Origin of the sequence: Janthinobacterium agaricidamnosum (assembly GCF_003667705.1) — a bacterium.
GTDB lineage: Bacteria > Pseudomonadota > Gammaproteobacteria > Burkholderiales > Burkholderiaceae_D > Janthinobacterium.
In genome coordinates this window covers 48543-69074 of the sequence record NZ_CP033019.1, presented here as the reverse complement: position 1 = coordinate 69074, position 20532 = coordinate 48543, and the positions used below count along the sequence as shown (strand labels likewise).

16 protein-coding genes and 1 pseudogene are annotated in these 20532 nt (G+C 62.2%); 2 read left to right on the top strand and 15 right to left on the bottom strand.

Features of this window, described 5'->3' with window-relative positions; translation table 11 throughout:
• Positions 1–8: 8 nt before the first annotated feature.
• From nrfD to pilM, 9 genes and pseudogenes are all read right to left on the bottom strand, one after another.
• Positions 9–1121: an NrfD/PsrC family molybdoenzyme membrane anchor subunit gene (gene nrfD, locus D9M09_RS00365; RefSeq protein WP_121668333.1), complete on the bottom strand. Its 1113-nt coding sequence runs from the start codon at positions 1119–1121 to the stop codon at positions 9–11.
• A gap of 3 nt (positions 1122–1124) precedes the next feature.
• Positions 1125–1835, bottom strand: coding sequence for a sulfate reduction electron transfer complex DsrMKJOP subunit DsrO (gene dsrO, locus D9M09_RS00360; protein WP_121668332.1), 711 nt, complete (start codon positions 1833–1835; stop codon positions 1125–1127).
• Positions 1836–2185: 350 nt separating this feature from the next.
• Complete coding sequence (locus D9M09_RS00355; protein ID WP_070312504.1) at positions 2186–3337, bottom strand: deoxyguanosinetriphosphate triphosphohydrolase; 1152 nt, start codon at positions 3335–3337, stop codon at positions 2186–2188.
• A 2-nt stretch (positions 3338–3339) separates the two neighbouring features.
• Positions 3340–4959 carry a bifunctional shikimate kinase/3-dehydroquinate synthase AroKB gene (aroKB, locus tag D9M09_RS00350; protein WP_070312503.1) on the bottom strand — a complete coding sequence of 540 codons (1620 nt, stop codon included), beginning with the start codon at positions 4957–4959 and terminating at the stop codon, positions 3340–3342.
• A 102-nt stretch (positions 4960–5061) separates the two neighbouring features.
• Complete coding sequence (locus tag D9M09_RS00345; protein WP_162995528.1) at positions 5062–7272, bottom strand: Ig-like domain-containing protein; 2211 nt, start codon at positions 7270–7272, stop codon at positions 5062–5064.
• Positions 7273–7384: 112 nt separating this feature from the next.
• A pseudogene (locus D9M09_RS00340) lies at positions 7385–8710 on the bottom strand (type IV pilus secretin PilQ); the annotation flags it as partial.
• A 92-nt stretch (positions 8711–8802) separates the two neighbouring features.
• Positions 8803–9816: a pilus assembly protein PilP gene (locus D9M09_RS00335; RefSeq protein WP_070312501.1), complete on the bottom strand. Its 1014-nt coding sequence runs from the start codon at positions 9814–9816 to the stop codon at positions 8803–8805.
• 150 nt (positions 9817–9966) lie between these two features.
• Positions 9967–10533, bottom strand: a complete 567-nt coding sequence (locus D9M09_RS00330; RefSeq protein WP_162995527.1) for a PilN domain-containing protein — start codon at positions 10531–10533, stop codon at positions 9967–9969.
• Between the two features lie 5 nt (positions 10534–10538).
• Entirely contained in the window at positions 10539–11171 is a 633-nt protein-coding gene (pilM, locus tag D9M09_RS00325; protein WP_162995526.1) for a pilus assembly protein PilM, read from the bottom strand.
• Between the two features lie 300 nt (positions 11172–11471).
• Here pilM and D9M09_RS00320 point away from each other — a divergent pair, with 300 nt between their 5' ends.
• Positions 11472–13817 carry a penicillin-binding protein 1A gene (locus D9M09_RS00320; protein WP_070221690.1) on the top strand — a complete coding sequence of 782 codons (2346 nt, stop codon included), beginning with the start codon at positions 11472–11474 and terminating at the stop codon, positions 13815–13817.
• Positions 13818–13954: 137 nt separating this feature from the next.
• Here D9M09_RS00320 and cyaY read toward each other — a convergent pair whose 3' ends face one another.
• Complete coding sequence (gene cyaY / locus D9M09_RS00315) at positions 13955–14284, bottom strand: iron donor protein CyaY (RefSeq protein ID WP_070312499.1); 330 nt, start codon at positions 14282–14284, stop codon at positions 13955–13957.
• 40 nt (positions 14285–14324) lie between these two features.
• Between cyaY and lptM the strand changes: the two genes are divergently transcribed.
• Complete coding sequence (gene lptM, locus D9M09_RS00310; RefSeq protein WP_070221692.1) at positions 14325–14507, top strand: LPS translocon maturation chaperone LptM; 183 nt, start codon at positions 14325–14327, stop codon at positions 14505–14507.
• Here lptM and D9M09_RS00305 read toward each other — a convergent pair.
• From D9M09_RS00305 to D9M09_RS00285, 5 genes are all read right to left on the bottom strand, one after another.
• Positions 14504–15157, bottom strand: coding sequence for a sulfite oxidase heme-binding subunit YedZ (locus tag D9M09_RS00305; RefSeq protein WP_121668329.1), 654 nt, complete (start codon positions 15155–15157; stop codon positions 14504–14506). The genes lptM and D9M09_RS00305 overlap by 4 nt on opposite strands.
• Before the next feature lie 9 nt (positions 15158–15166).
• Positions 15167–16144 carry a protein-methionine-sulfoxide reductase catalytic subunit MsrP gene (msrP, locus tag D9M09_RS00300; RefSeq protein ID WP_070221694.1) on the bottom strand — a complete coding sequence of 326 codons (978 nt, stop codon included), beginning with the start codon at positions 16142–16144 and terminating at the stop codon, positions 15167–15169.
• 72 nt (positions 16145–16216) lie between these two features.
• The gene (gene ccsB / locus D9M09_RS00295; protein ID WP_121668328.1) at positions 16217–17368 is read right to left on the bottom strand and encodes a c-type cytochrome biogenesis protein CcsB; all 1152 of its coding nucleotides are present in this window, start codon (positions 17366–17368) and stop codon (positions 16217–16219) included.
• 64 nt (positions 17369–17432) lie between these two features.
• Positions 17433–19529 (bottom strand): cytochrome c biogenesis protein ResB, encoded by a 2097-nt coding sequence (locus tag D9M09_RS00290; RefSeq protein WP_121668327.1) that lies wholly within the window; start codon positions 19527–19529, stop codon positions 17433–17435.
• A 185-nt stretch (positions 19530–19714) separates the two neighbouring features.
• Positions 19715–20386, bottom strand: coding sequence for a c-type cytochrome (locus D9M09_RS00285; RefSeq protein ID WP_070221697.1), 672 nt, complete (start codon positions 20384–20386; stop codon positions 19715–19717).
• Between the last annotated feature and the right edge of the window lie 146 nt (positions 20387–20532).

Sequence of the window (20532 nt, the reverse complement as noted above, 5' to 3'; positions counted from 1 at the left end):
TTGACTCCTCAGTGCGTGGCCATGGCGGGACGGCTGCGTGCAGCGACGACGCGTCCGGCCCATGGCAAAAATTCCAGCATCAGCAACAGCAGCGCGATCCACAGGCCGGCCGTGCCGATAATCCCCATCAAGCCGTCGTTGCCCATCGGCAGGTGGTAGTCGTACAGGCCCGCGCCCGTCTTCGGGATGTTCTGCCCGCCGATGAAAATCGTCCAGCGCATCATCCAGGCGCTGTGCAGCGCGATCAGGCCGTTGACGAGGCCACTCGTGGCGGGACGCCAGATGGCCAGGGCCATCGGCACGATCGACGACAGCACGGCCCAGACTGCCGTGAACTGCCATTGCGGCATGCCCGCCACCTGGGTAAAGGCCATGCTGTGGCTGGCGCTTACGCCGGACAGACTGACGAACAGCCAGCCGCCGCCCAATGCCAGCACCAGCGCCAGCGACAGCGCCAGCGCGCGGTTCAGGGACACTTCGAGCGCCTGGTCGCGGCCCGGCAGGAAACGGTTGAACAGCAGCGCCAGGCCCACCGCCCCGACAAAGGCCGTGGCGGCAAATTGCGCCGGCAGGAACGGCGTGAACCACAGTGGACGGGCGCGCACCACCATTACTTCCATGCCCGTGTACAGCCCCACCACGAAGGCGGCGAGCAGGGTGAAGGCGGCGGCGGTGATGATGGCCTGGCGCGATGCGGCGCCTCCACGTCCCAGCAGCCGATAGGCAAAGGCCAGGCGGTCCCGACCCTGCCCCCGCGTGGCGAAGTCCCCGCGCAGCGCCAGCCACGCGTACAGCATCAGACAGCCCAGATACAGGGGAATGAAGAACGAACCCCACGACATCCACGACTGCGGCTGGAAGTAAATGTAGAAATGGTAGAAGCGGCCCGGCCCGTGCAAGTCGGCCAGCAGCGCCACGGGCGCCGTCATGCCGCAGACGAGGGACGCGAGCAGCGCGATGCGCCCCAGGCGTTCATACGCCTTGCGGCCGAAGACGAAGTACGGCAAGGTCAGCATGAAGCTGCCGTAACTGAGGCCGATGAGGAAAAAATACTGCACCGCCCACGGCAGCCATGCCGCTTCGCGCGTGACGTTGACAATTTCGGTGATGTGGCTGTCCATGGTTTATTTCCCGTGTTTGCTCGGTTGCCAAAGTGTCGCTTCGCCCTCGACGTGGCCGGCGAAGCGCGTGTCCAGTCCCAGGTAAAACACGTGGGGCTGGGTACCCTGTTCAGGCTTGAGCACCTTCACCTTGTTCTCGCTGAGCAGCTGATGCACCATGCTGTCCGGATCATTGAGGTCGCCGAAGATGCGCGCGCCGCCCACGCAGGTTTCCACGCAGGCCGGCAGCAGGCCTTCATCGACCCTGTGCGCGCAGAACGTGCACTTGTCGGCCTTGCCCGTCTCGTGGTTGATGAAGCGCGCATCGTAGGGGCAGGCCTGCACGCAGTAGGCGCAGCCCACGCAACGGTCGCCATCGACGACGACGACGCCATCCTTGCGCTGGAAGGTGGCGCCCACGGGACAGACGGGGATGCAGGGAGGATTGGCGCAGTGATTGCACAGGCGCGGCAGCATGTAAGTGCCGCAGCGGTTCTCTTCCTTGACTTCATAGGTCGAGACGACGGTGCGAAAGCTGTTTTCCGGCACGGCGTTTTCCATGATGCAGGAGACCGTGCACGCCTGGCAGCCGATGCACTTCTGCACGTCGACCACCATCGCCCAGCGCTGTCCGCCTTCGCTCCTGATGGCGGCCTTGCCTGGCAGCGGCGCGATGGCCGCACCGATGGTAACGGCTGGCAAGGCGCGCAAGAAACTGCGGCGCGATTCGATCATGACACTCTCCTTGACGATGGGCGGCAAGCCCTTGTTGACTTGCTGCCATGATAGAAAAGAAGTTGCCGTACGGATATTGGGGTGATCGTGCGGGGACCTAGATGATCATGCCAATTGACAGGATCGACAATGCGGAGTAGGTCAGATTAGCGGGGCCGCCGAGGCGCGCCAGCGCGTAATCCGACAACATTGTTGGCATGAAGTGTCGTGGTATCGCGCAGACATGTCGGATTACGCTGCGCTAATCCGACCTACGTCAGATTCCCCATGACCGCTTGCATAGGCAGGTCGGGCTAGCCGGCACGGCGTAACCCGACATCCAGGCGGGGAAGCAGTCCACGCAGTGACCGTTACAGCTCGTCGAGCGAATACAGCCGGCGGTGCTCGCGGATCGCGTAGCGGTCCGTCATGCCGGCGATATAGTCGGCGATCTTGCGCGCCTGCTTAGTCACATCATCGCCGTTGACCTGATAATCGGGCGGCAGCAGGGCCGGTTCGGCCATGAAGCTGTCGTACAGTTCACGCACGATGCGGCTCGCTTTGACGCGCATGCGGTTGACCTGGTAGTGGCGGTACAGGTTCGCGCGCAGGAAGCGCTTCAGCTCCGTCGCATCCTTGCGCATGGCGTCCGAAAAACGGATCAGCGGCGGACTGGCGCGCACTTCGCTGACGTCGCGCGGCGCGGCGTCGAGGATCAGGGCATTCGACGTGACGATCAGATCGTCGGCCAGGGCCGTGATCAGGCGGCGCAGGGTTTCGTAGATGGCGCGCCGGCCCGACAGGCCGGGAAACGCCTGCTGCACGTCGCGCCACAGGCGGCCGAAGAATTCCACCTCTTCCAGCTGGGCGATGGTGATCAGGCCCGAACGCAGGCCATCGTCGATATCGTGGCTGTTGTAGGCGATTTCATCGGCCAGGTTGGTCAGCTGCGCTTCCAGTGTCGGTTGCGTGCGGTCGATGAAGCGCTGCGCCACGGGACCCAGTTCGCGCGCATGCGCGAGCGAGCAGTGTTTTAATATGCCTTCGCGCGTCTCGAACATCAGGTTCAAGCCATCGAAGGCGCCGTAGTGCTCTTCCAGGGTATCGACCACGCGCAGGCTTTGCAGGTTGTGCTCGAAGCCGCCGTGCGCCTGCATGCACTCGTTGAGCACGTCCTGGCCCACGTGGCCGAACGGCGTGTGGCCTAGGTCATGCGCGAGCGCGATGGCTTCGACCAGGTCTTCGTTCAGGCGCAGGTTGCGCGCGATGGAGCGGCCCACCTGTGCCACTTCCAGGCTGTGCGTGAGGCGCGTGCGGAACAGGTCTCCCTCGTGATTGAGGAAAACCTGGGTCTTGTATTCGAGGCGGCGGAAAGCCGAGGAATGGATGATGCGGTCGCGGTCGCGCTGGAACTGGCTGCGCGAGGCGTGCGCCGCCTCGGCAAAGCGACGTCCCTGCCCCTGTGCCGAATGGGCGGCATAGGGGGCTAGCCATCCTTGGGCGAGGGCGTCTTCCGGCGTCATGGCTATTGCACTCCGGCGGCCAGGGTGGCCAGCACCAGTTCGTGCGGCGCGGACGTGATGCACGGGCTGCCCAAGGGTTTCAACAGGATGAACTTGATGGCGCCGCCCTCGTTCTTCTTGTCCACTTCCATCAGTTCCAGCCAGCGCTCGACACCGAGGTCCGGCGCCTTGACGGGCAGGCCGGCGGCGGCGACGAGTTTGCGCACGCGCTCGACGGCCGCCTGGTCGATATAGCCCATGCGGCACGACAGGTCGGCCGCCATCACCATGCCGCAGCCGACGGCTTCGCCGTGCAGCCAGTGGCCGTAGCCCAGGCCCGCCTCGATGGCGTGGCCGAAGGTGTGTCCGAAGTTCAGGATGGCGCGCAAGCCGCCTTCGCGCTCGTCCTGACGCACGACGTCGGCCTTGATTTCGCACGAGCGGGCGATCGCATAGGCGAGCGCACCCTTGTCGCGCGCCATCAGCTTGTCCATGTTCGCTTCGATCCAGTCGAAAAACGCGGCATCGATGATGGCGCCATGCTTGATCACTTCGGCCAGGCCGGCCGACAGCTCGCGCGCCGGCAGGGTTTCCAGGGTCGATGTGTCGGCGATCACGGCGCGCGGCTGGTAGAAGGCGCCGATCATGTTCTTGCCCAGCGGGTGGTTGATGCCCGTCTTGCCGCCGACGGAAGAATCGACCTGCGCCAGCAGGGTGGTCGGCACCTGCACGAAGCCGATGCCGCGCATGTAGCTGGCCGCCGCGTAGCCGGTCAGGTCGCCGATCACGCCGCCGCCCAGCGCCACCAGCGTGGTCTTGCGGTCGCATTTATTGGCCAGCAGCGCGTCGAAGATCTGCATCAGGCTGGCCCAGTTTTTATATTCTTCGCCGTCCGGCAGGACGATGCAGATCACTTCGCGGCCATCGCTGGCCAGCGCCGCCTGCAGGCGGCCCAGGTACAGCGGCGCGACGGTGGTATTGGTGACGATGGCCACCTTGTGGCCGCTGATATGGCGCAGCAGCGCATCGGCGTCGGCCAGCAGGCCGGGACCGATGGCGATCGGATAACTGCGTTCGTCGAGGTCTACGCTCAACAACATTTTGGATTGCTCGTTCATCGAAGGCTCTGCATGAATGACGCAGTTGGGCGAGGCCTCGCATTCGAGACTGGCCAGCTGCATCAGGATGGTCTGAACCATCGATTGTACGTTAGGACGGCCTGTGTCGATCACAATGTCGGCCACTTCCATGTAATGGGGTTCGCGTTGCGCCGTCAATTCTTCCAGCTTGCGGCGCGGGTCGGCCGTCTGCAGCAGGGGGCGGTTCTTGTCGTGGCTGGTGCGCGCGAGGATGTTGCTGACGCTGGCGCGCAGGTAGACGACCGTGCCCCGTTCCTTCAGGTAGGCGCGGCTGTCGGCGTTGAGGATCGCCCCGCCGCCTGTGGCCATGACGATCCCTTCCTGGGCGCTCAGGTCGCGGATGACCTCGGCCTCGCGCCGGCGAAAGCTCGCTTCTCCCTCGATTTCAAAGATCCACGGGATGGTCGCCCCCGTGCGTGCCTCGATTTCGTGGTCGGAATCGACAAAGCGCAAGCCCAGCTTGCGGGCCAGGATGCGCCCGATCGTGGTTTTGCCTGCGCCCATGAGGCCGACAAGAAAGATATTACTGTTGGAAATTTCGGACACTTTTTATATCAATCAGAAAATAAGCAGGCGCCGCCTCTACGGCGCCCGTTTCCCCTTACGTCAAGGACAGGAGAATGTCAGTCTAAACGGGTAACTGGTGGCGTTACCCAGCGGCGTCGTCACTGTTACATTAAACGTGCTGACCACATTCGCTACACAATTTGTCGGCGTCAGACTGTTAATTGTAACGGCATGCCGGCCTCCCTGGTTACCTTGAATGTTGCCTCCGGTACGGTCATCCACGCCAAGCGTGTTGTGCGGATAGATATTTTGTATGCTGTCCGGAGTAATGGATCCAACGCCATTGATCATATTCGTAATCGCGACCGTGGTCCCAGAGGGCATGGGGTTTTGATGCAAATCGCTGAATCTCAAGCTGAATTGACGCACTGCAGCGGCTGAAACGCTTCCAAGATCATAGGTGCTGCGATCCAGGCTTACCTGGGCCGACTGATCGAACAGCATGACATTCTCGGGACGGCTGCCGCTCAGGAAGATGGCGATCTTCGCGAACAACGTCTTGTTGCCGTCCGAAGTGCTGGCGCAGACGGTAGCAAGACCGGGCCACAGGCTGTCGGCCGTGCCGCCATTGCTGACATCATTGCAGGGCGTGACAGGTGGATTGGTCGCCACACGCGGGTTCTGGCTGCGGAAGTCGACCGAGCAGCCACCATTCATGGTAGTGCAGCCGCCCATGCTGGACGAGCCGATGGCGCCCAAATTGCTCTGAAATACCACCGGCGTGCCGTCAGGAACAGGGTTGCCCGCTTGGTCTGCCAGCAAGATAGTCACGGTCGTGGCAGGGGTGCCTAAGGGGCTGTCATACGACCAGCCTTCCACGCTAGACTTGACGGAGCTGAGCGAAAACGCCGTTTGCACAGGCAAACCCGTCGTTACTAGGATGGAATCGGACAAGGTGGAAATGCCAGAGGCCAGGCTGGCCTTAACACGGAAGGTGGTCGGGGTGTTGCCGGAATTCACGGTGGTGATGACGTCACCATTGGCATCCGTGGTGTCTTTCACTTTATTGAGCGTCATGCCAGGGCCGTTCAACAACGAAAACGTCACTTCCTGGCCGACCAGAGGTTTGTTGAAAGTATCGAATACGCGGAAAGTGAGCGTAGCCATTTCCGTGCGCGCTATGCCGCCCTGCCCTTGAATCACGATCGATTTTCCTACCGGACTGACGCTGGAAAATTGTACCGATGCCGGCGCGACGCGGCCGATCGGCAGCGTCGCGTGATACATGGAAGCGCTGCCCGCCACTGTGGCATTGACCATATCGTAGTCATTGCAACCCAGGTCGCGGAAAACAGCTGTGGCCTTGCCATTGACTACCGGCACGCCGCTGGTCACGCTAGCCTTGCCGGCCTGCACGCAAGTCGAACTGAAATTTACCGTCTGGCCTGATCCTGTGTACAGGCTGGTGCCAGCCATGACATCAACCGTGACGTTGGTGGTGCCATAGGCCGGGATGCTGGCGGGCGAAAACCGCATGTTCTCCGCACTCAGGTCGGTGGCTCCCAGCACATAATTGATCTGGCTGCTGGCAACGGCACCATTGGCCGTCGTGGTCGCCCGCAACGTGGCGGCGCCGCTGGCCGACAGACTGAAAGGACGCAGCGTTACGCTGGCCGTACCTGTCGCATCGGTCAGTGCCGTCCCTACCGATGGCGACATCACTGCCATGGTATTGTCAGTCGAGAATGCCACCAACACGTCGCTGATCGGTTTTCCGTTCAAATCGGTCACCAACGCCTTGGCCGTCAGCGGCATGGCGCTCGACAGCGCGTTACTGGCGCTGCCGCCATTGAGCAGCGCCAGTGTCATTTTGGCGCCCGATGCCTGGGCCGTTTTGATTTCATAACTGGCGTCGCCGGTGACCATAGCGGTGCCTGCCGCGACAGTGGCCGTCAGCTTGCCGGCACCGGTGACCGTCGCATTCAAGGCCGAGACGGTGATACTGGCATAGCCCTTGGCGTCGGTCAGCGCCGTGCCGTTGGTCGATGACAACGTTACCAGCGCGGGGTCGGCCGAAAACGTGACCACGGCATTGCTGATAGGAACGCCATTTTTATCGTTGACGAGCGCCTTGGCCGTCAGCGGCGTCGTGCTGCTCAATGCATTGCTAGGCTGGCCAGCGGCGTTCAACAGGCTCACCATGACCGTCGCGGCCACGCCGCCCGTCGTGCCGCCGCTGCTGCCGCCATCGAGGGTCGGATCACCGCCGCCGCCGCCGCAGGCGGCCAGCAAGGAGCCCAGCGCCAGCATGACCAGCCAATTCGATACCCTACTCCAAGAAGTATTGCCAAAAGAAAAATTCCGCATAGTCGCCATCAGTCCGCTTTCGTTTGCATTGTTACTTAAACGTAAAGATGTGACATTAACGTGTTGCTGGCCGATCTGCCACTATTTTCGGCGTAATAAACACCATCAGTTCCGTTTTTTCTTGACTGCGGCCCGTGCTGCGGAAAAAAACACCAAACACGGGGATGTCGCCCAGCAGCGGCACCTTGCTGTCCGTACCCCGCTCCGATTGCTGATAAATACCGCCCAGCACCACGGTTCCGCCATCTTCCACCATCACTTGCGTGCGCACGTGCTTGGTGTCGATGGCGAAACCGGAGCGGGTTTCCTGGCCCACACTGTCCTTGTTGACGTCCACTTCCAGCACCACGTTGCCGTCGGGCGTGATTTGCGGCGTCACTTCCAGACGCAGGTTCGCCTTGCGAAACGTGATCGACGTGGCGCCGCTGCTGGTGGCCACCTGGTACGGCAGTTCGATGCCCTGCTCGATCAGCGCCAGCACCTTGTCGGCCGTCACCACGCGGGGGCTGGAAATGATCTTGCCCCTGCCGTCCGCTTCCAGCGCGGACAACTCCAGGTTCAGAAAGCGGTTGGCGGCCGCCGAAAACAGGCTCAGGGCGAAGCTGGCCGGCTGCAAGCCATTGATGCTGGCGGCCGGCAAGTTGACGAATTGCGTGTTCGGCACGAAGGCGCCGCTGCCCGCCACCGTTTGCCCCGTCGCCTCGCCCACGCCCTGATACGTGCCGCCGATGGCCGCGCGGCGTCCGCTGCCGCCCAGCGAAAAACCGGGCACCTGGCCCGCCGCCAGCCGCTGGTCCGTAAAACCGAGGCGCGCGCCCAGGTTGCGGCTGAAACTGTCGTTCGCCTCGACGATGCGCGCCTCGATCATGACTTGTCGGGTTGGAATATCCGTCTTGGCGATCAGCTGACGGATCTGCTCCAGGCGCGCCGGCACGTCGGTGACGAACAGCTGATTCGTGCGCGGCTCGATCAGCACGGTGCCACGGCGCGACAGCAGCCGGCTGCGCCCTTCCCCCGCGTCCAGGCCGAACACGGCGCGGAACGCTTCAGCCTTCTGGTAATTGAGCTGGAAGATGTTTGATTGCAAGGGTTCAAGTTCCGCGATCTGCGCGCGCGTTTCGAGCTCCAGTTTTTCGCGCGCGAGGATTTCCTCACGCGGGGCGATCCACAGCACGTTGCCATTGCGCCGCATGTCCAGGCCCTTGGCCTGCAGCAGCACGTCGAGCGCCTGGTCCCACGGCAAGTCGCGCAGGCGCAGGGTTACATTGCCCGCCACGCTGTCGCTGGCGATGATGTTTTGCCCGGACGCATCGGCCAGGATGTGCAAGGCCGCGCGCACGCCCACGTTCTGGAAATCGACGGAGATTTTATCGCCCGCATACAGACGCGGCGCCGTCACCTGCACCACCGCCTCCTGGGCAAGGACACCGGCATGCAGACACAGCATGGCGGCCACGAGCATGCGGAGCGGCCTCATGGCGCCGCCTCGGGCAGGCTGGCCTTCGCCCCTGCCACCTGCAAGGCCAGGCTGCCGCGCCGCTCGCGCCAGGGGCCATCCGCCTCGCGCAGCAATTCACGGTACTGCACGGCCTGTTCACTGATGCCCGTCACCACACCGTGGTCTTGCCCCAGATACTGGCCCACGGCCACACGATACACGCGCTGGCCCGCCAGCAGCAGCGCGTTCAGGCGCCCGTCCTGTTGCACGCTGCCGACCATGGTGATGGCAGGCAAGGCCACGCTTTCCAGCGGCTCGCGCACGCGGCGCGGGTCCGGCCCCGCCACGCCCCCACGCTGTCCGGGCGCGGGCGGCAAGGCATTAAATGGATCGGCCAGGGCCGCCGCCTCGTAGGGATGCGGCGCGACAGCGGCAAGCGGGCGCCATGCCGGCGCACTGCCCTGTGAAGGTAATGCCGCTTGCGCCGCCAGCTCCCCCGCTTCGGGCAAACGATACGCCTGCAACACGGCATCCAGGGTCAACAAGCGATCCTTGCCAAGGGTCAAGGCCAGCGCATGCACCGTGACGATGCGCGGCAGGCGCGCCAGGTCTGCCAGCAGCGCGCCCATGGCGTGGTAGCCGCCACGCAACTGTATCGTGATCGGCAAGGCGACATACGGCGCTTGCGGCCGCGCCGCGCCCGGCTTGAACAGTGAAAATTGCAGCCCGCGCGACCGGCCGGCGGCATTAATGTCCGTCAACAGCGCCGCCATCGCCTGCTGGTCAGGCAGTTGCTGTTCCAGCAGGGCCAACTCGGCGCCGGCCTGACGCTGCTCTGCACGCCACTGCGGCAACTGCTTTGCCCTGGCCTGCGCCGCCAGATAATCGGCGCGCAAGCGGGCTTCCTCACTGTGCGCCAATCGCACTGCAGCCATCAGTCCATCGAGCCATGTGGCATGCAGCAGGGCAGCCACCAGCATGCCGGCCAGCGCAGCGCAAGCAAGGCGCGCCGGCAGCGGCCACAGTGACGCGGTCTTCAAGCTCAGCATGATCAACCTCCACGACTAAGAGCCTATCCCAGTAGATGAATACATCTCTTGCAAGCGCCCCTCAGAAGCGGGGAGTCGTCGCGTGGCTCGCCACGCGTCCTCCTCGCGCCTTGTCCGCGCTCCTGATGTGCTGCCTGCAAAAGACGCTCCCTACTGGGATAGGCTCCAAGATTGTCCAGCGGGTGCCAAAGCCAGCCGTATCGTCCATTCCACGGCGCCATCGGCCGCGCCGCGCACTTCCATCACTTCCGGCCGGGACCAGGGCGCGGCCTGCTCCAGCGCCAATAATAGTGCCGCGACCTTTTCCTGCGAAACGGCCTGCCCTTGCAGGCGCACCATCGCCGTTTCCTGGCGCACACTGTGCAGGGCGACGCCAGACGGCATCGCCTGGGCCAGGGCCGCCAGCATGCGTACCCAGGCATTGCGCTGCGCTTGCAGACTAGCAATGGCTTGCTGGCGCAGCAGCAGGGCCGCCGTCTCGCCCTGCACGCGCTTGCCTGTGACAAGGACCGTATTGACTTGCTGCATGGCATGGCGCCAGCCCTCCTGGCGGTGCAACTGCACGTCGAGCTGGTGCTGCAGCCAGGCGCCCGCCGCCAAGGCCGTCAGCAATCCCAACAGCGCCCCGCCGGCCAATTGCCACAGCAGCCGCTGAATACGCCTGCGGCGTGCCGCCTGGCGATACGGCAAAAGATTGATGCATGGCACTTCCGCCACGGCCTTCATCGGGCGTACCGGTGCATGGCCAGGCCCCAGGCCAGTTGATAGTTCAGGCCGCCGCCGGGCAAGGCTTGCCAGCCGCCCTGCGCGAGCGCCGCCTGCAAGGCAAGCGCCTCGCTATCCATAATGACGGGCGTCAAGCCGGCCGCCTTGGCCGCATCGAGACGGCGCTGCACGCTGGCGCGCCGCGCCGCCACCAGCAACACGTCGATCTCGCTGCCGGTCTGGCCGGCAAGCGGCGGCGCAGGGCCGAGAATGAAAAAATCCAGGTTGGCGTCTTCCAGCGCAAACGGCATGTATTGTCCCGCTTCCAGTTCCACGAGGATTTCCAGTTGTTCCTCCGGCAATCCGGCAGGCAGGCGGATCGCATGCGTGATCAGGGCCGTGGCCGGCATGGCCAGCGCCACGCGCGTGCAGCCGCTGCCACTGTCGCGGCATGCCAGGCGCACGGCGGCAGCCAGGCCCTGCAGATCTTCGATCATGCCCTCACGCATTACTCCTGCCGCCAGCGCGGCGCTGCCGCAATGCCGGCACGCCAGTGTTCCCCGCCGGCGTATCAACTCGACCACGCGCACGGCGTCGTCCGCGATGTCGAGGCCCAGCAAGCCGGTGCCAAGAAGACTGCTGATGGACATGTTTTTCATAGAGAAACGTCAGCGTGGAAGGAAGTCCTGCCATCCGCAAGCCTAGTCCCGGCAGCGCTGGCTTGTAAACGGATTTCACGCTGGTGTCTGCGGCGCGCGGCGCCTATCTGGCGGGGCCGTGATCTGGCGCAGGATAATTGTTACCAAATCCTGGTTGCCAGCGGGCCAATACACGCTTATATAGAGTATCGGCAAGTTTCAACACTCCCCCGGCAAGCGCCACGGCGCGCTGCCACCCCGGCAAGCTCGCTTATAATTGGCCGGCATAATTAACCGAAAGACATACGACGCATGACATCTTCAAAATCCGCTGGCCCCGCTGGCTCGAAGCCGCCCACCAAGGGCAGCAAACCCAAACGTTTCCTGCTGATGGCCCTGGCATCGCTGCTGGGCCTGGGCATCGTCGGCGTGTTGCTGGTGGTCTTCGGTCTGGCCATGGCCTATCCGAACCTGCCGGCGCTCGATACCTTGACCGATTACAAGCCCAAGATGCCGCTGCGCGTGTTCACGTCCGACAGTGTGCTGATCGGCGAGTTCGGCGAGGAACGGCGCAACATGGTACACATCAAGGATATTCCCGATGTCATGAAGAAAGCCGTGCTGGCCATCGAAGATGACCGCTTCTATGAGCATGGCGGCGTCGATTACCTGGGCATCACGCGCGCTGCCCTGCACAACCTGACGGGCGGCGCCAAGCAAGGCGCCTCGACCATCACGCAGCAGGTGGCGCGCAATTTCTTCCTGTCCAGCGAACAGACCTTGAAACGCAAGGCGTATGAAGTCTTGCTGGCATGGAAGATCGAGAAAAACCTCAGCAAGGACCAGATCCTCGAAGTGTATATGAACCAGATTTATCTGGGACAGCGCGCCTACGGCTTCGCCTCGGCCGCGCAAATCTATTTCGGCAAGAATATCCAGGACCTCACCGTGGCCGAAGCGGCCATGCTGGCCGGCTTGCCGAAAGCGCCGTCCGCCTACAATCCCGTCGTCAATCCGAAACGCGCGCGCATGCGCCAGCAATACATTCTGCAGCGCATGGCGCAGCTGGGCTACATCACGCCGGCGCAGTACGAAGAAGCGAAAAATGAAGAGCTGAAAGTGAAAACCGACAGCAGCGCCTTCGGCGTGCACGCGGAATATGTGTCGGAAATGGCGCGCCAGCTGGTCTACGAGCAATTCAAGGAAGACACCTATACGCGCGGCCTGAACGTCTACACCACCATCACCAAGGCCGACCAGGACGCCGCCTACATCGCCTTGCGCAAGGGCGTCATGGATTACGAAAAACGCCACGGCTACCGCGGCCCGGAAGCGTATATCGAGATTCCGAAGACCAAGGCCGAAGCCGATGACGCGATCGAGACGGAGCTGGCCGACCACCCGGACAGCGACGATATCATCGCCGCCATGGTGCTGCAAGCTTCGCCCAAATCGTTGCAGGCTGTCACCTCGGCCGGCGAGGAAATCACCATTACCGGCCCCGGCCTGACCTTCGGCGCGGCCTGGCTGTCGGAAAAAGCGGCGCCGAACCGCCGCATCAAGCGTGGCGCCGTGATCCGTGTCATGCAGGAAAACAACGCCTGGGTCTTGACGCAGATGCCGGAAGTGCAATCGGCGTTCATCTCGGCCAGCACCACGGACGGCGCCATCCGCGCCATGGTGGGCGGCTTCGATTACAACCGCAACAAGTTCAACCACGTCACGCAGGCGTGGCGCCAGCCCGGTTCGGCCTTCAAGCCCTTCATCTATTCCGCTTCGCTGGAACGGGGCCTGTCGCCGGCCACCATCATCAACGATGCGCCCATCTCGTTCGACGCGGGCCAGACGGGCGGCCAGGCGTGGGAACCGAAGAACTACGACAGCAAATACGATGGCCCGATGACCATGCGCAAGGGCTTGATGAAATCGAAGAACATGATTTCCATCCGCATCCTGCACAAGATCGGCGCCAAGTATGGCCAGGAATACGCGACGCGCTTCGGCTTTGACGCGGACAAGAACCCGCCGTACCTGACCCTGGCACTGGGCGCCGGCAACGTGACGCCCCTGCAGATGGCCGGCGCCTACGCCGTGTTCGCCAACGGCGGCTACAAGATCAACCCGTACCTGATCGCCAAGGTGACCGACAGCGACGGCAATGTCCTGTCGCAAGCCAAGCCGGACCTGGCGGGCGAGGAAGCCAACCGCGTTATCGACGAGCGCAATGCCTTCATGATGAATAGCATGCTCAACGACGTCGTACGCTTCGGCACGGCAAACAAGGCCATGGCCCTGAAGCGCCCTGACCTGGCCGGCAAGACGGGCACGACCAACGATTCCATCGATGCGTGGTTCGCCGGTTACCAGGCCAAGCTGGTGGGCATCGCCTGGATCGGCTACGACCAGCCGCGCAACCTGGGCAACCGGGAAACGGGCGGCGGCCTGGCCTTGCCGATCTGGATCAGCTACATGGCGAAAGCCCTGAAAAGCATTCCCGTCGAGGAGCGCGCCGTGCCGGAAGGCCTGATCCGCGTGGGCGATGAGTACTACTATGCGGAAAATCCGCCGGGCACGGGCGTCGGCAGCCTGGAAGGCGCGGCGCGCGGTACGCCGGAAGAAGAAAAGGCGAAAGAAGCCGTGAAGAACGAGTTGTTCTGACGGCAGCGCATGGAGTAGGTCGGGTTAGGCCGCAGGCCGTCACCCGACACCACGCCGGCGCCAAATGTTGTCGGATTACGCAAGCAAAAAGGGCAGCCCATGCAGGCTGCCCTTTTTATTGCGCGCGGCTAAAACAATTACTTCAATACCACCGGTGCGCCCGCCTGCTCGCTGGCCATGCCGGACAAGGCCGTAAACAGTTCCGAGCCGTCGCGCGTGTTGATCCACTCGTCGCCCACGCGCTTGTAATGAAAACCGCCGGAACGGGCGGCCACCCACATTTCGCGCATGGGAGCCTGGCTGTTGACGATGATTTTCGTGCCGTTGTCGATGAATTCGATTTCCAGCACATTGCCGCTGCGGCTGCATTCGACGTCGAGCACGTCTTCATCGTTCAGCCGGTCCAGTGCCGCCTCGATCTGGGTCAGGGTGGCTTCGGCCAGGGCCAGGAATTCCGATTCGCTCATGCTACACTCCAAAGATCTTAATCAAACCGTGATTCTAATCGTGAAGTCATCCTCAGCGTTTTATATCGGCATCGCCATTGTGGTTTCCAGCGTCCTGGCCGGCTGCGGCCAGCCCGGTCCCCTGTATCTGCCCAAGCCGCCAGCGGCCAAGGGCGCACCGGCCAAAGGCCCCGTCGAACCGGCCCCCGTGCCGCCGCCGCCCGTCATCGTGCCGGCGACCTAAACGGAGCGCACCGGGGCGGCGGCATGCGCCGCCCTGGCGTTCTTGACGCGCTTGCTCCAGGCGAAAACCACGCGAATTAACAGCAGTAGCGCGACGATACTGCCGAACAGGATCGGTTGCGCGAAATTGTGCTTGCCCGCCTTCATCCACCAGAAGTGCAGGATGCCGAGCGGCGCGATCACATAGATCAACCGGTGCAGCCACTGCCAGCGCTTGCCGCCCAGGCGCTTGACCATGCCGTTCGTGCTCGTCACGGCCAGCGGAATCAGCAACACAAAGGCAATGAAGCCCACCGTGATGAACGGCCGCTTGAGCACATCCTTCCACATTTCCTGCAGATCGAAAAAGTGATCGAACCATAAAAACGTGGTGAAATGCAGCGCCGCGTAAAAAAACGCAAACAGGCCCAGCATGCGCCGCAGCTTGATCAGCCAATTCCATTGGGTGAGGCGCCGCAAGGGCGTCACCGCCAGGCTGATGCACAGGAAATACAGGGTCCAGTCGCCCGTGCCGCGCGTGATGAATTCCAGCGGCTCCACCAGTTGCCCCGTGTACGTCAGCCAGACCATGCGTGCGAACGGCAGCAGCGCCAGCAAAAAGATCAGGCTTTTCAGCAGCGACAACTGCCTGGTCGAGGGATTGAGGGCCATGGTCTTTCCTTAAAAGAACTTCTTCAGATCCATGCCCGCGTACAAGGAAGCAACATCGTTGTAGCCGTTGAACATCAGGGTCTTGCGCTTTCGCGCAAGAAAACCGTCTTCGCCGATGCGCCGTTCGGACGCCTGCGACCAGCGCGGATGATCGACGTTCGGGTTCACGTTCGAATAAAAACCGTATTCGGACGGCGCCGACAGGTTCCAGGACGTGCGCGGCTGTTCCTTGACGAAACGGATCTTGACGATGGATTTGGCCGATTTAAAGCCATATTTCCACGGCAAGACCATGCGCACGGGCGCGCCGTTCTGGTTCGGCAAGGTTTCGCCGTACATGCCCAGGGTCAGCAGCGCCAGCGGATGGTTCGCTTCGTCGATGCGCAAGCCTTCCGTATAGGGCCACTGCAGCACGCGGCTGCCCACGCCCGGCATCTGCTTCTTGTCGGCCAGGGTGATGAATTCCACGTACTTGGCATTGCCCGTCGGCTCGACCTTCTTGATGATTTCCGAAAAGGAATAACCGACCCACGGGATCACCATCGACCAGCCCTCCACGCAGCGCAGCCGGTAGACGCGCTCTTCCAGCGGCGCCAGCTTGAGCAGCGCATCGAGGTCCAGCGTCATCGGCTTTTTCACTTCGCCTTCGATGCTGACCGTCCACGGCCGCGTGCGCAGGGTGCCCGCGTTTTGCGCAGGGTCGCTCTTGTCCGTGCCGAATTCGTAGAAATTGTTGTAGCTGGTGGCGTCTTTATAGGCCGTCTGCTTGTCCAGCGCCGAATAGGCGGGATTGAGCTTGGCTGCCAGCTTGGGATTCGTGCCTTGCGCGAACGCTTCGCGGCTGGCCATTTCCAGCAAGGCCGCGCTGGACATCGAGCCCAGCGCCACTTGCTTGATGAAGCTGCGGCGCGATTCAAACACGGCGCGCGGCGTGATTTCGGAAGAGTACGGCAACTCAATGCCGTTGGGACTGCGCTTGATCAACATGGCGGCTCCGGAAAAAGGTGATTGGATATACCTTACACCAGTTTTTCCGGGCCGTTCATGACGCTTCTGTCATTAAAGCTTGCCGTAAGAATGTAATCCAGAAAGGAACATGTTGACGCCCAGGAAGGCAAACGTCGTCACCAGCAAGCCCACCAGCGCCCACCACGAGGCGACGCGGCCGCGCAAGCCCGTCATCAATCGCATGTGCAGCCAGGCTGCATAGTTGAGCCAGACGATCAGCGCCCATGTTTCCTTCGGGTCCCACGACCAGTAGCCGCCCCACGCTTCGGCCGCCCACAGGGCGCCCAGGATGGTCGCTACCGTGAAGAAAGCGAAACCGACGGAAATGGCCTTGTACATGACGTCGTCGAGCACTTCCAGCGACGGCAGGCGGTCGACCAGGTAGCCGCTCGACTTGAGCAGGTAGGCCGCCGCCACCATGGCCGACAGGGCAAACGTGCCGTAGCCGATGAAGTTGGCCGGCACGTGGATCTTCATCCACCAGCTTTGCAGGGCCGGCACCAGTGGCTGGATTTCCGCCGCGTCGCGCGTGACCGTGTACCACATGAGGAACACGACGGCCGCCGAAATGACGAGCATGACGAAGGCGCCCAGCTGGCGCGTCGCATAATGCTGCTCGTAATACAGGTAGAACATGGCCGTGATCAGGGAAAACAGGATGAACACTTCATACAGGTTCGACACGGGAATGTGGCCCACGTCGGCGCCGATCAGGTAAGACTCGTACCAGCGCACCAGCATGCCCGTCAGGCCCAGCACCACGCCGGCCCAGCACAGCAGGGAGCCGACGGACGAGCCGAATTCCGAACGCGCCACCAGGCCGATCCAGTAGAACAGAGTCGACAGCACAAACAGGGTGCCCATCCACAAGATGGCGGACTGGCTCGACAAGATGTATTTCAGGAAGAATTTCTGGTTGGCCATCTCCAGGTGGCCGCTATACAGTTCGATGGCGGACAGCGACAGCACGGCCGCCAGCGGGATCAGCCAGCGTACGGGCTTCCAGTGCCAGCCCAGCCACGCGAACGTGGGCGCCGCGGCCAGCAGGATGGCCTTTTCATAGATATCCATGAAGGCGCCAAAGCGCATCAGGCCGAACAGGGAGGCGGCCAGCAAGCCGGCGCCGTACAGCCAATCGATCAGGCTCAGGCGCTTGAAAAATCCTGGTTCCTGCGTATATATTTGCTTGTTTGCCAATTCCATCATTTTCTCCATTCCCGGCGACGCGCAAGCGTCCCGAAACTCAGCCAATCCAACTCAGCGCAGCTTACGCCGATTGCGGCAGCTTTGCCTTCAAGTTCTCAAATTCTTTTTCAAAATCCAGCGTCTTGCGTTGCGTGCTCATGGCCATCAGGGCCTCGCTGCCGCCCTCGCCATCCTTGATCCACACCCACAGGCGGCGCTCGCGGATATAAAACATGGAAAATACGCCGATCACGAGGAACAGGCAACCGAGGTAGACCACGCTCTTGCCCGGCGAACGCGTCACCTGCAGCACGGACGCCTTGATTTCCGTAAAGTCGTCAAGCTGCAGGTACACGGGCGCGCCATAGAAGAAGCTGTCGGACAGCGCATTCGTGGCCAGCTGCAGGAAGCGGCCGTGCTTGTCATCGGCCTCGACGGCTTTCAAGCCATCCTGGGCGCGTGCCGCCTGCCACAAGTCCCACAGGCTGCCATTGAGGATTTTCATGAAGATATCGGCCGCTTTTTCTTGCTCGGCGGCAGGAATTTTCTCCAGGAAACGAGAAATGGCGAGGAAACCGCCCTCTTGCCCGTTGCCGGCAAAGATGCCCAGGCTTTTCGCCGCCGATTCCTGCAACTGGCCGCGCAAGGCTTCCGCGTTCGCCTGCGGCATGGCGCGCGCCGCATAGCGGGCGGCGGCCTGCTGACGCAGCGCTGGATCTTGCAGCGCGGCACGCAAACGCATCCACTCATTCACGCTGACATTGTCGTCGGCGGGAATGCGCAGATAGCTGAACGGGTCGCTGGGGTTGACGCGCATGCCGGCCAGAAACACCGTCGTGCCATCGACCGTGACCGGCTGCATATAGTTCTGGTACTCGCGCGCCTGTCCCGTCTTGTCGCGCAATTTGTATTGCACCGACGGCCCCACGTTCTTGAGATCCTTGTTGTTGGCGTTCTTCGCGGCCGACCCGAGGCGCTTATCGAGGCCGACGGCAAATTTATCATTGAAACTTTCCGCCTTGTTGACGGCGCGCACGTCCTGGCCCGCGCTGAGGTTTTCCACGTTAAACGGACGGAAACCCGACCATTCCACCGTGTAGGAATTGCCGTCGCTGCGCTCGAGCGGCGTGCTGCCGCCCACTTCGCCGCCGATATCGAAGCGTTTCGTCGTCTTGCCCGTCATGGGAAAACCCGTCAACTTGAGCTTGCTGCCGCCATCCTCAAAGCTGGACTGGTACAGGGCCAGGCCTTTGTACAGCAGCGGCTGGTTGACCTTGATGGTTGCAGGAAAACTTTCTCCCGTTGCATGGTCGGTGATGACGACATCGCTGGCGAACAGCTTGGGCATGCCCGTGCTGTAGAAGTCGATGTGGAATTTCTTCAACAGGATGGTGATGGGCAGATCCTGGATCAGCACGCCATCGGCCTGGGGAATGATGGCCGTGTTGCTCGACGAGCCTTCCGGAATCATGGTATTGCCGCGGAAAGTAGGGTTCGACAGGCTCAAGCGGTGCTGGGCGGGAATATCGGCGATCACGCCGCTGCCGGAAAACGGCGTCTTGCCAAAGAACCATTGCTGTACGCGGATCGGCATTTCCGAATCGAGCAAGCCGCCCACGCAAATGATGACGATGGCGCCATGGGCAAAGATATAGCCCCATTTATTCGCGGCGCCCCGCTTGGCCGCCACCAGGGTGGCGTTGTCCTTCTCGACCACCTTGGCCCCGTAGCCGGCGTCTTTCAGGCGCATCACCATCTGCTGCGCCAGCACGGCGCGCGGCAGCGGCGCCTGCCATTCCAGCTTGTGGTGGAAATTGCGCAGCGATTGCTCGCGCACGTTTTCGCGCCAGCTGCGCATGTCCTTGAGCATCTTCGGCGCATTGCGCACGATGCACAGCGAGGTCGAGGCGACCAGAAAACCCATGATGACGAGGAACCACCAGGCCGAATACACGGAATACAGGCTCAGCTTGTCGAAGACGGCAAACCAGAACGGACCGAACTGGTTGACATAATTGGGCATGGGCTCGTTTTGCTTGAGCACGGTGCCGATGATGGAGGCGACGGCGATCAGGGTCAGCAAACTGATGGCAAAGCGCATCGACGAGACCAGCTCGACGAATTCAGCCAGGCTGCGGCGTTGGGTCTTTAACTCGATTCCGGTCGTGCCAGTGCTCATACGTGGATACTCATACGGGATATGCAATCTTCAAGGAAATGTAGGCATGGAGCAGAGTGTTTCTCCGCGCAAGGCGGCAGCATACTCCTGTTTGGCCCCTGCCATGAAAAAGGGCAGCCTGTGGAAACGGCCGCCCTTGTTCACGCGCGCTGCTGCGCCTGGCAATCTCTTGCCACTATGAAAACTTACTTCAGGCCGGCGATATAGTCGGCCACGGCGGCGATTTCGTCATCCGACATGCGGGCGGCGATGGTGTGCATTTGCGCGCTGTTCTTGCGGGCATCGGCCTTGGTGCTGCGGAACATCGTCAGCTGGGCCACCGTGTAATCCTGGTGCTGGCCGGCGATGCGCGGATACTGGACGGGAATGCCATTGCCCGTCGCACCATGACAGCTGGCGCAGGCGGCAACTTGCTTGGAGGCAATGCCACCACGGTAGATTTTCTTGCCCAAATCAATCGTATCCTTGTTTTTCGCGGCACCCGGCTTGGACAGCTGCGCGCCCAGGTAGGCGGCGATATTCTTCTTGTCGGCGTCGCTGAGCATCTTCGCGTACGTCGTCATGACGGGCTGGTTGCGTTCCGGCGTGGTGAAGTCGACCAGTTGCTTGTAGATATAGCTTTCGTGCTGGCCGGCCAGCTTCGGATTGACCGTGATGGTCGAATTGCCGGCCGCGCCATGACAGGACACGCAGGCGGGCAGGCCGCGCGCCGCATCGCCATCGGCGTACAGGGTAGCGCCCTTGGCAGCGTCGGCCTTGACGGCCGGTTTTGGTGCTTCGACCGCGGAGGCAGTTGCCGATACAGCCAGCAAAGCGAGCAGCATGGATTTGAACAACGGTGAAAACGCACGATTCATTCAGGCACCCTGAGACAGTGAGAAATTAGTGGTGGACATTGCCGCGCCCTGTGGATTTTTGCTTTATTTTCAGGGCCGCAAGCCGCATCGCTGCTACGCCGGCAACAATAAACAACCCCTTATTGTACAATAGCTTCTTGGCGTTA

Coding starts and splice junctions, on each gene's coding strand:
- nrfD (WP_121668333.1), bottom strand. CDS start 1,121: ATGGACAGCCACATCACCGAAATTGTCAACGTCACGCGCGAAGCGGCA.
- D9M09_RS00285 (WP_070221697.1), bottom strand. CDS start 20,386: ATGAATCGTGCGTTTTCACCGTTGTTCAAATCCATGCTGCTCGCTTTG.
- D9M09_RS00345 (WP_162995528.1), bottom strand. CDS start 7,272: ATGCTGGCGCTGGGCTCCTTGCTGGCCGCCTGCGGCGGCGGCGGCGGT.
- dsrO (WP_121668332.1), bottom strand. CDS start 1,835: ATGATCGAATCGCGCCGCAGTTTCTTGCGCGCCTTGCCAGCCGTTACC.
- aroKB (WP_070312503.1), bottom strand. CDS start 4,959: ATGGGCGCAGGCAAAACCACGATCGGGCGCATCCTGGCCCGCAAGCTG.
- D9M09_RS00355 (WP_070312504.1), bottom strand. CDS start 3,337: ATGACGCCGGAAGACGCCCTCGCCCAAGGATGGCTAGCCCCCTATGCC.
- cyaY (WP_070312499.1), bottom strand. CDS start 14,284: ATGAGCGAATCGGAATTCCTGGCCCTGGCCGAAGCCACCCTGACCCAG.
- D9M09_RS00290 (WP_121668327.1), bottom strand. CDS start 19,529: ATGAGCACTGGCACGACCGGAATCGAGTTAAAGACCCAACGCCGCAGC.
- D9M09_RS00320 (WP_070221690.1), top strand. CDS start 11,472: ATGACATCTTCAAAATCCGCTGGCCCCGCTGGCTCGAAGCCGCCCACC.
- D9M09_RS00335 (WP_070312501.1), bottom strand. CDS start 9,816: ATGCTGAGCTTGAAGACCGCGTCACTGTGGCCGCTGCCGGCGCGCCTT.
- pilM (WP_162995526.1), bottom strand. CDS start 11,171: ATGTCCATCAGCAGTCTTCTTGGCACCGGCTTGCTGGGCCTCGACATC.
- msrP (WP_070221694.1), bottom strand. CDS start 16,144: ATGTTGATCAAGCGCAGTCCCAACGGCATTGAGTTGCCGTACTCTTCC.
- ccsB (WP_121668328.1), bottom strand. CDS start 17,368: ATGGAATTGGCAAACAAGCAAATATATACGCAGGAACCAGGATTTTTC.
- D9M09_RS00305 (WP_121668329.1), bottom strand. CDS start 15,157: ATGGCCCTCAATCCCTCGACCAGGCAGTTGTCGCTGCTGAAAAGCCTG.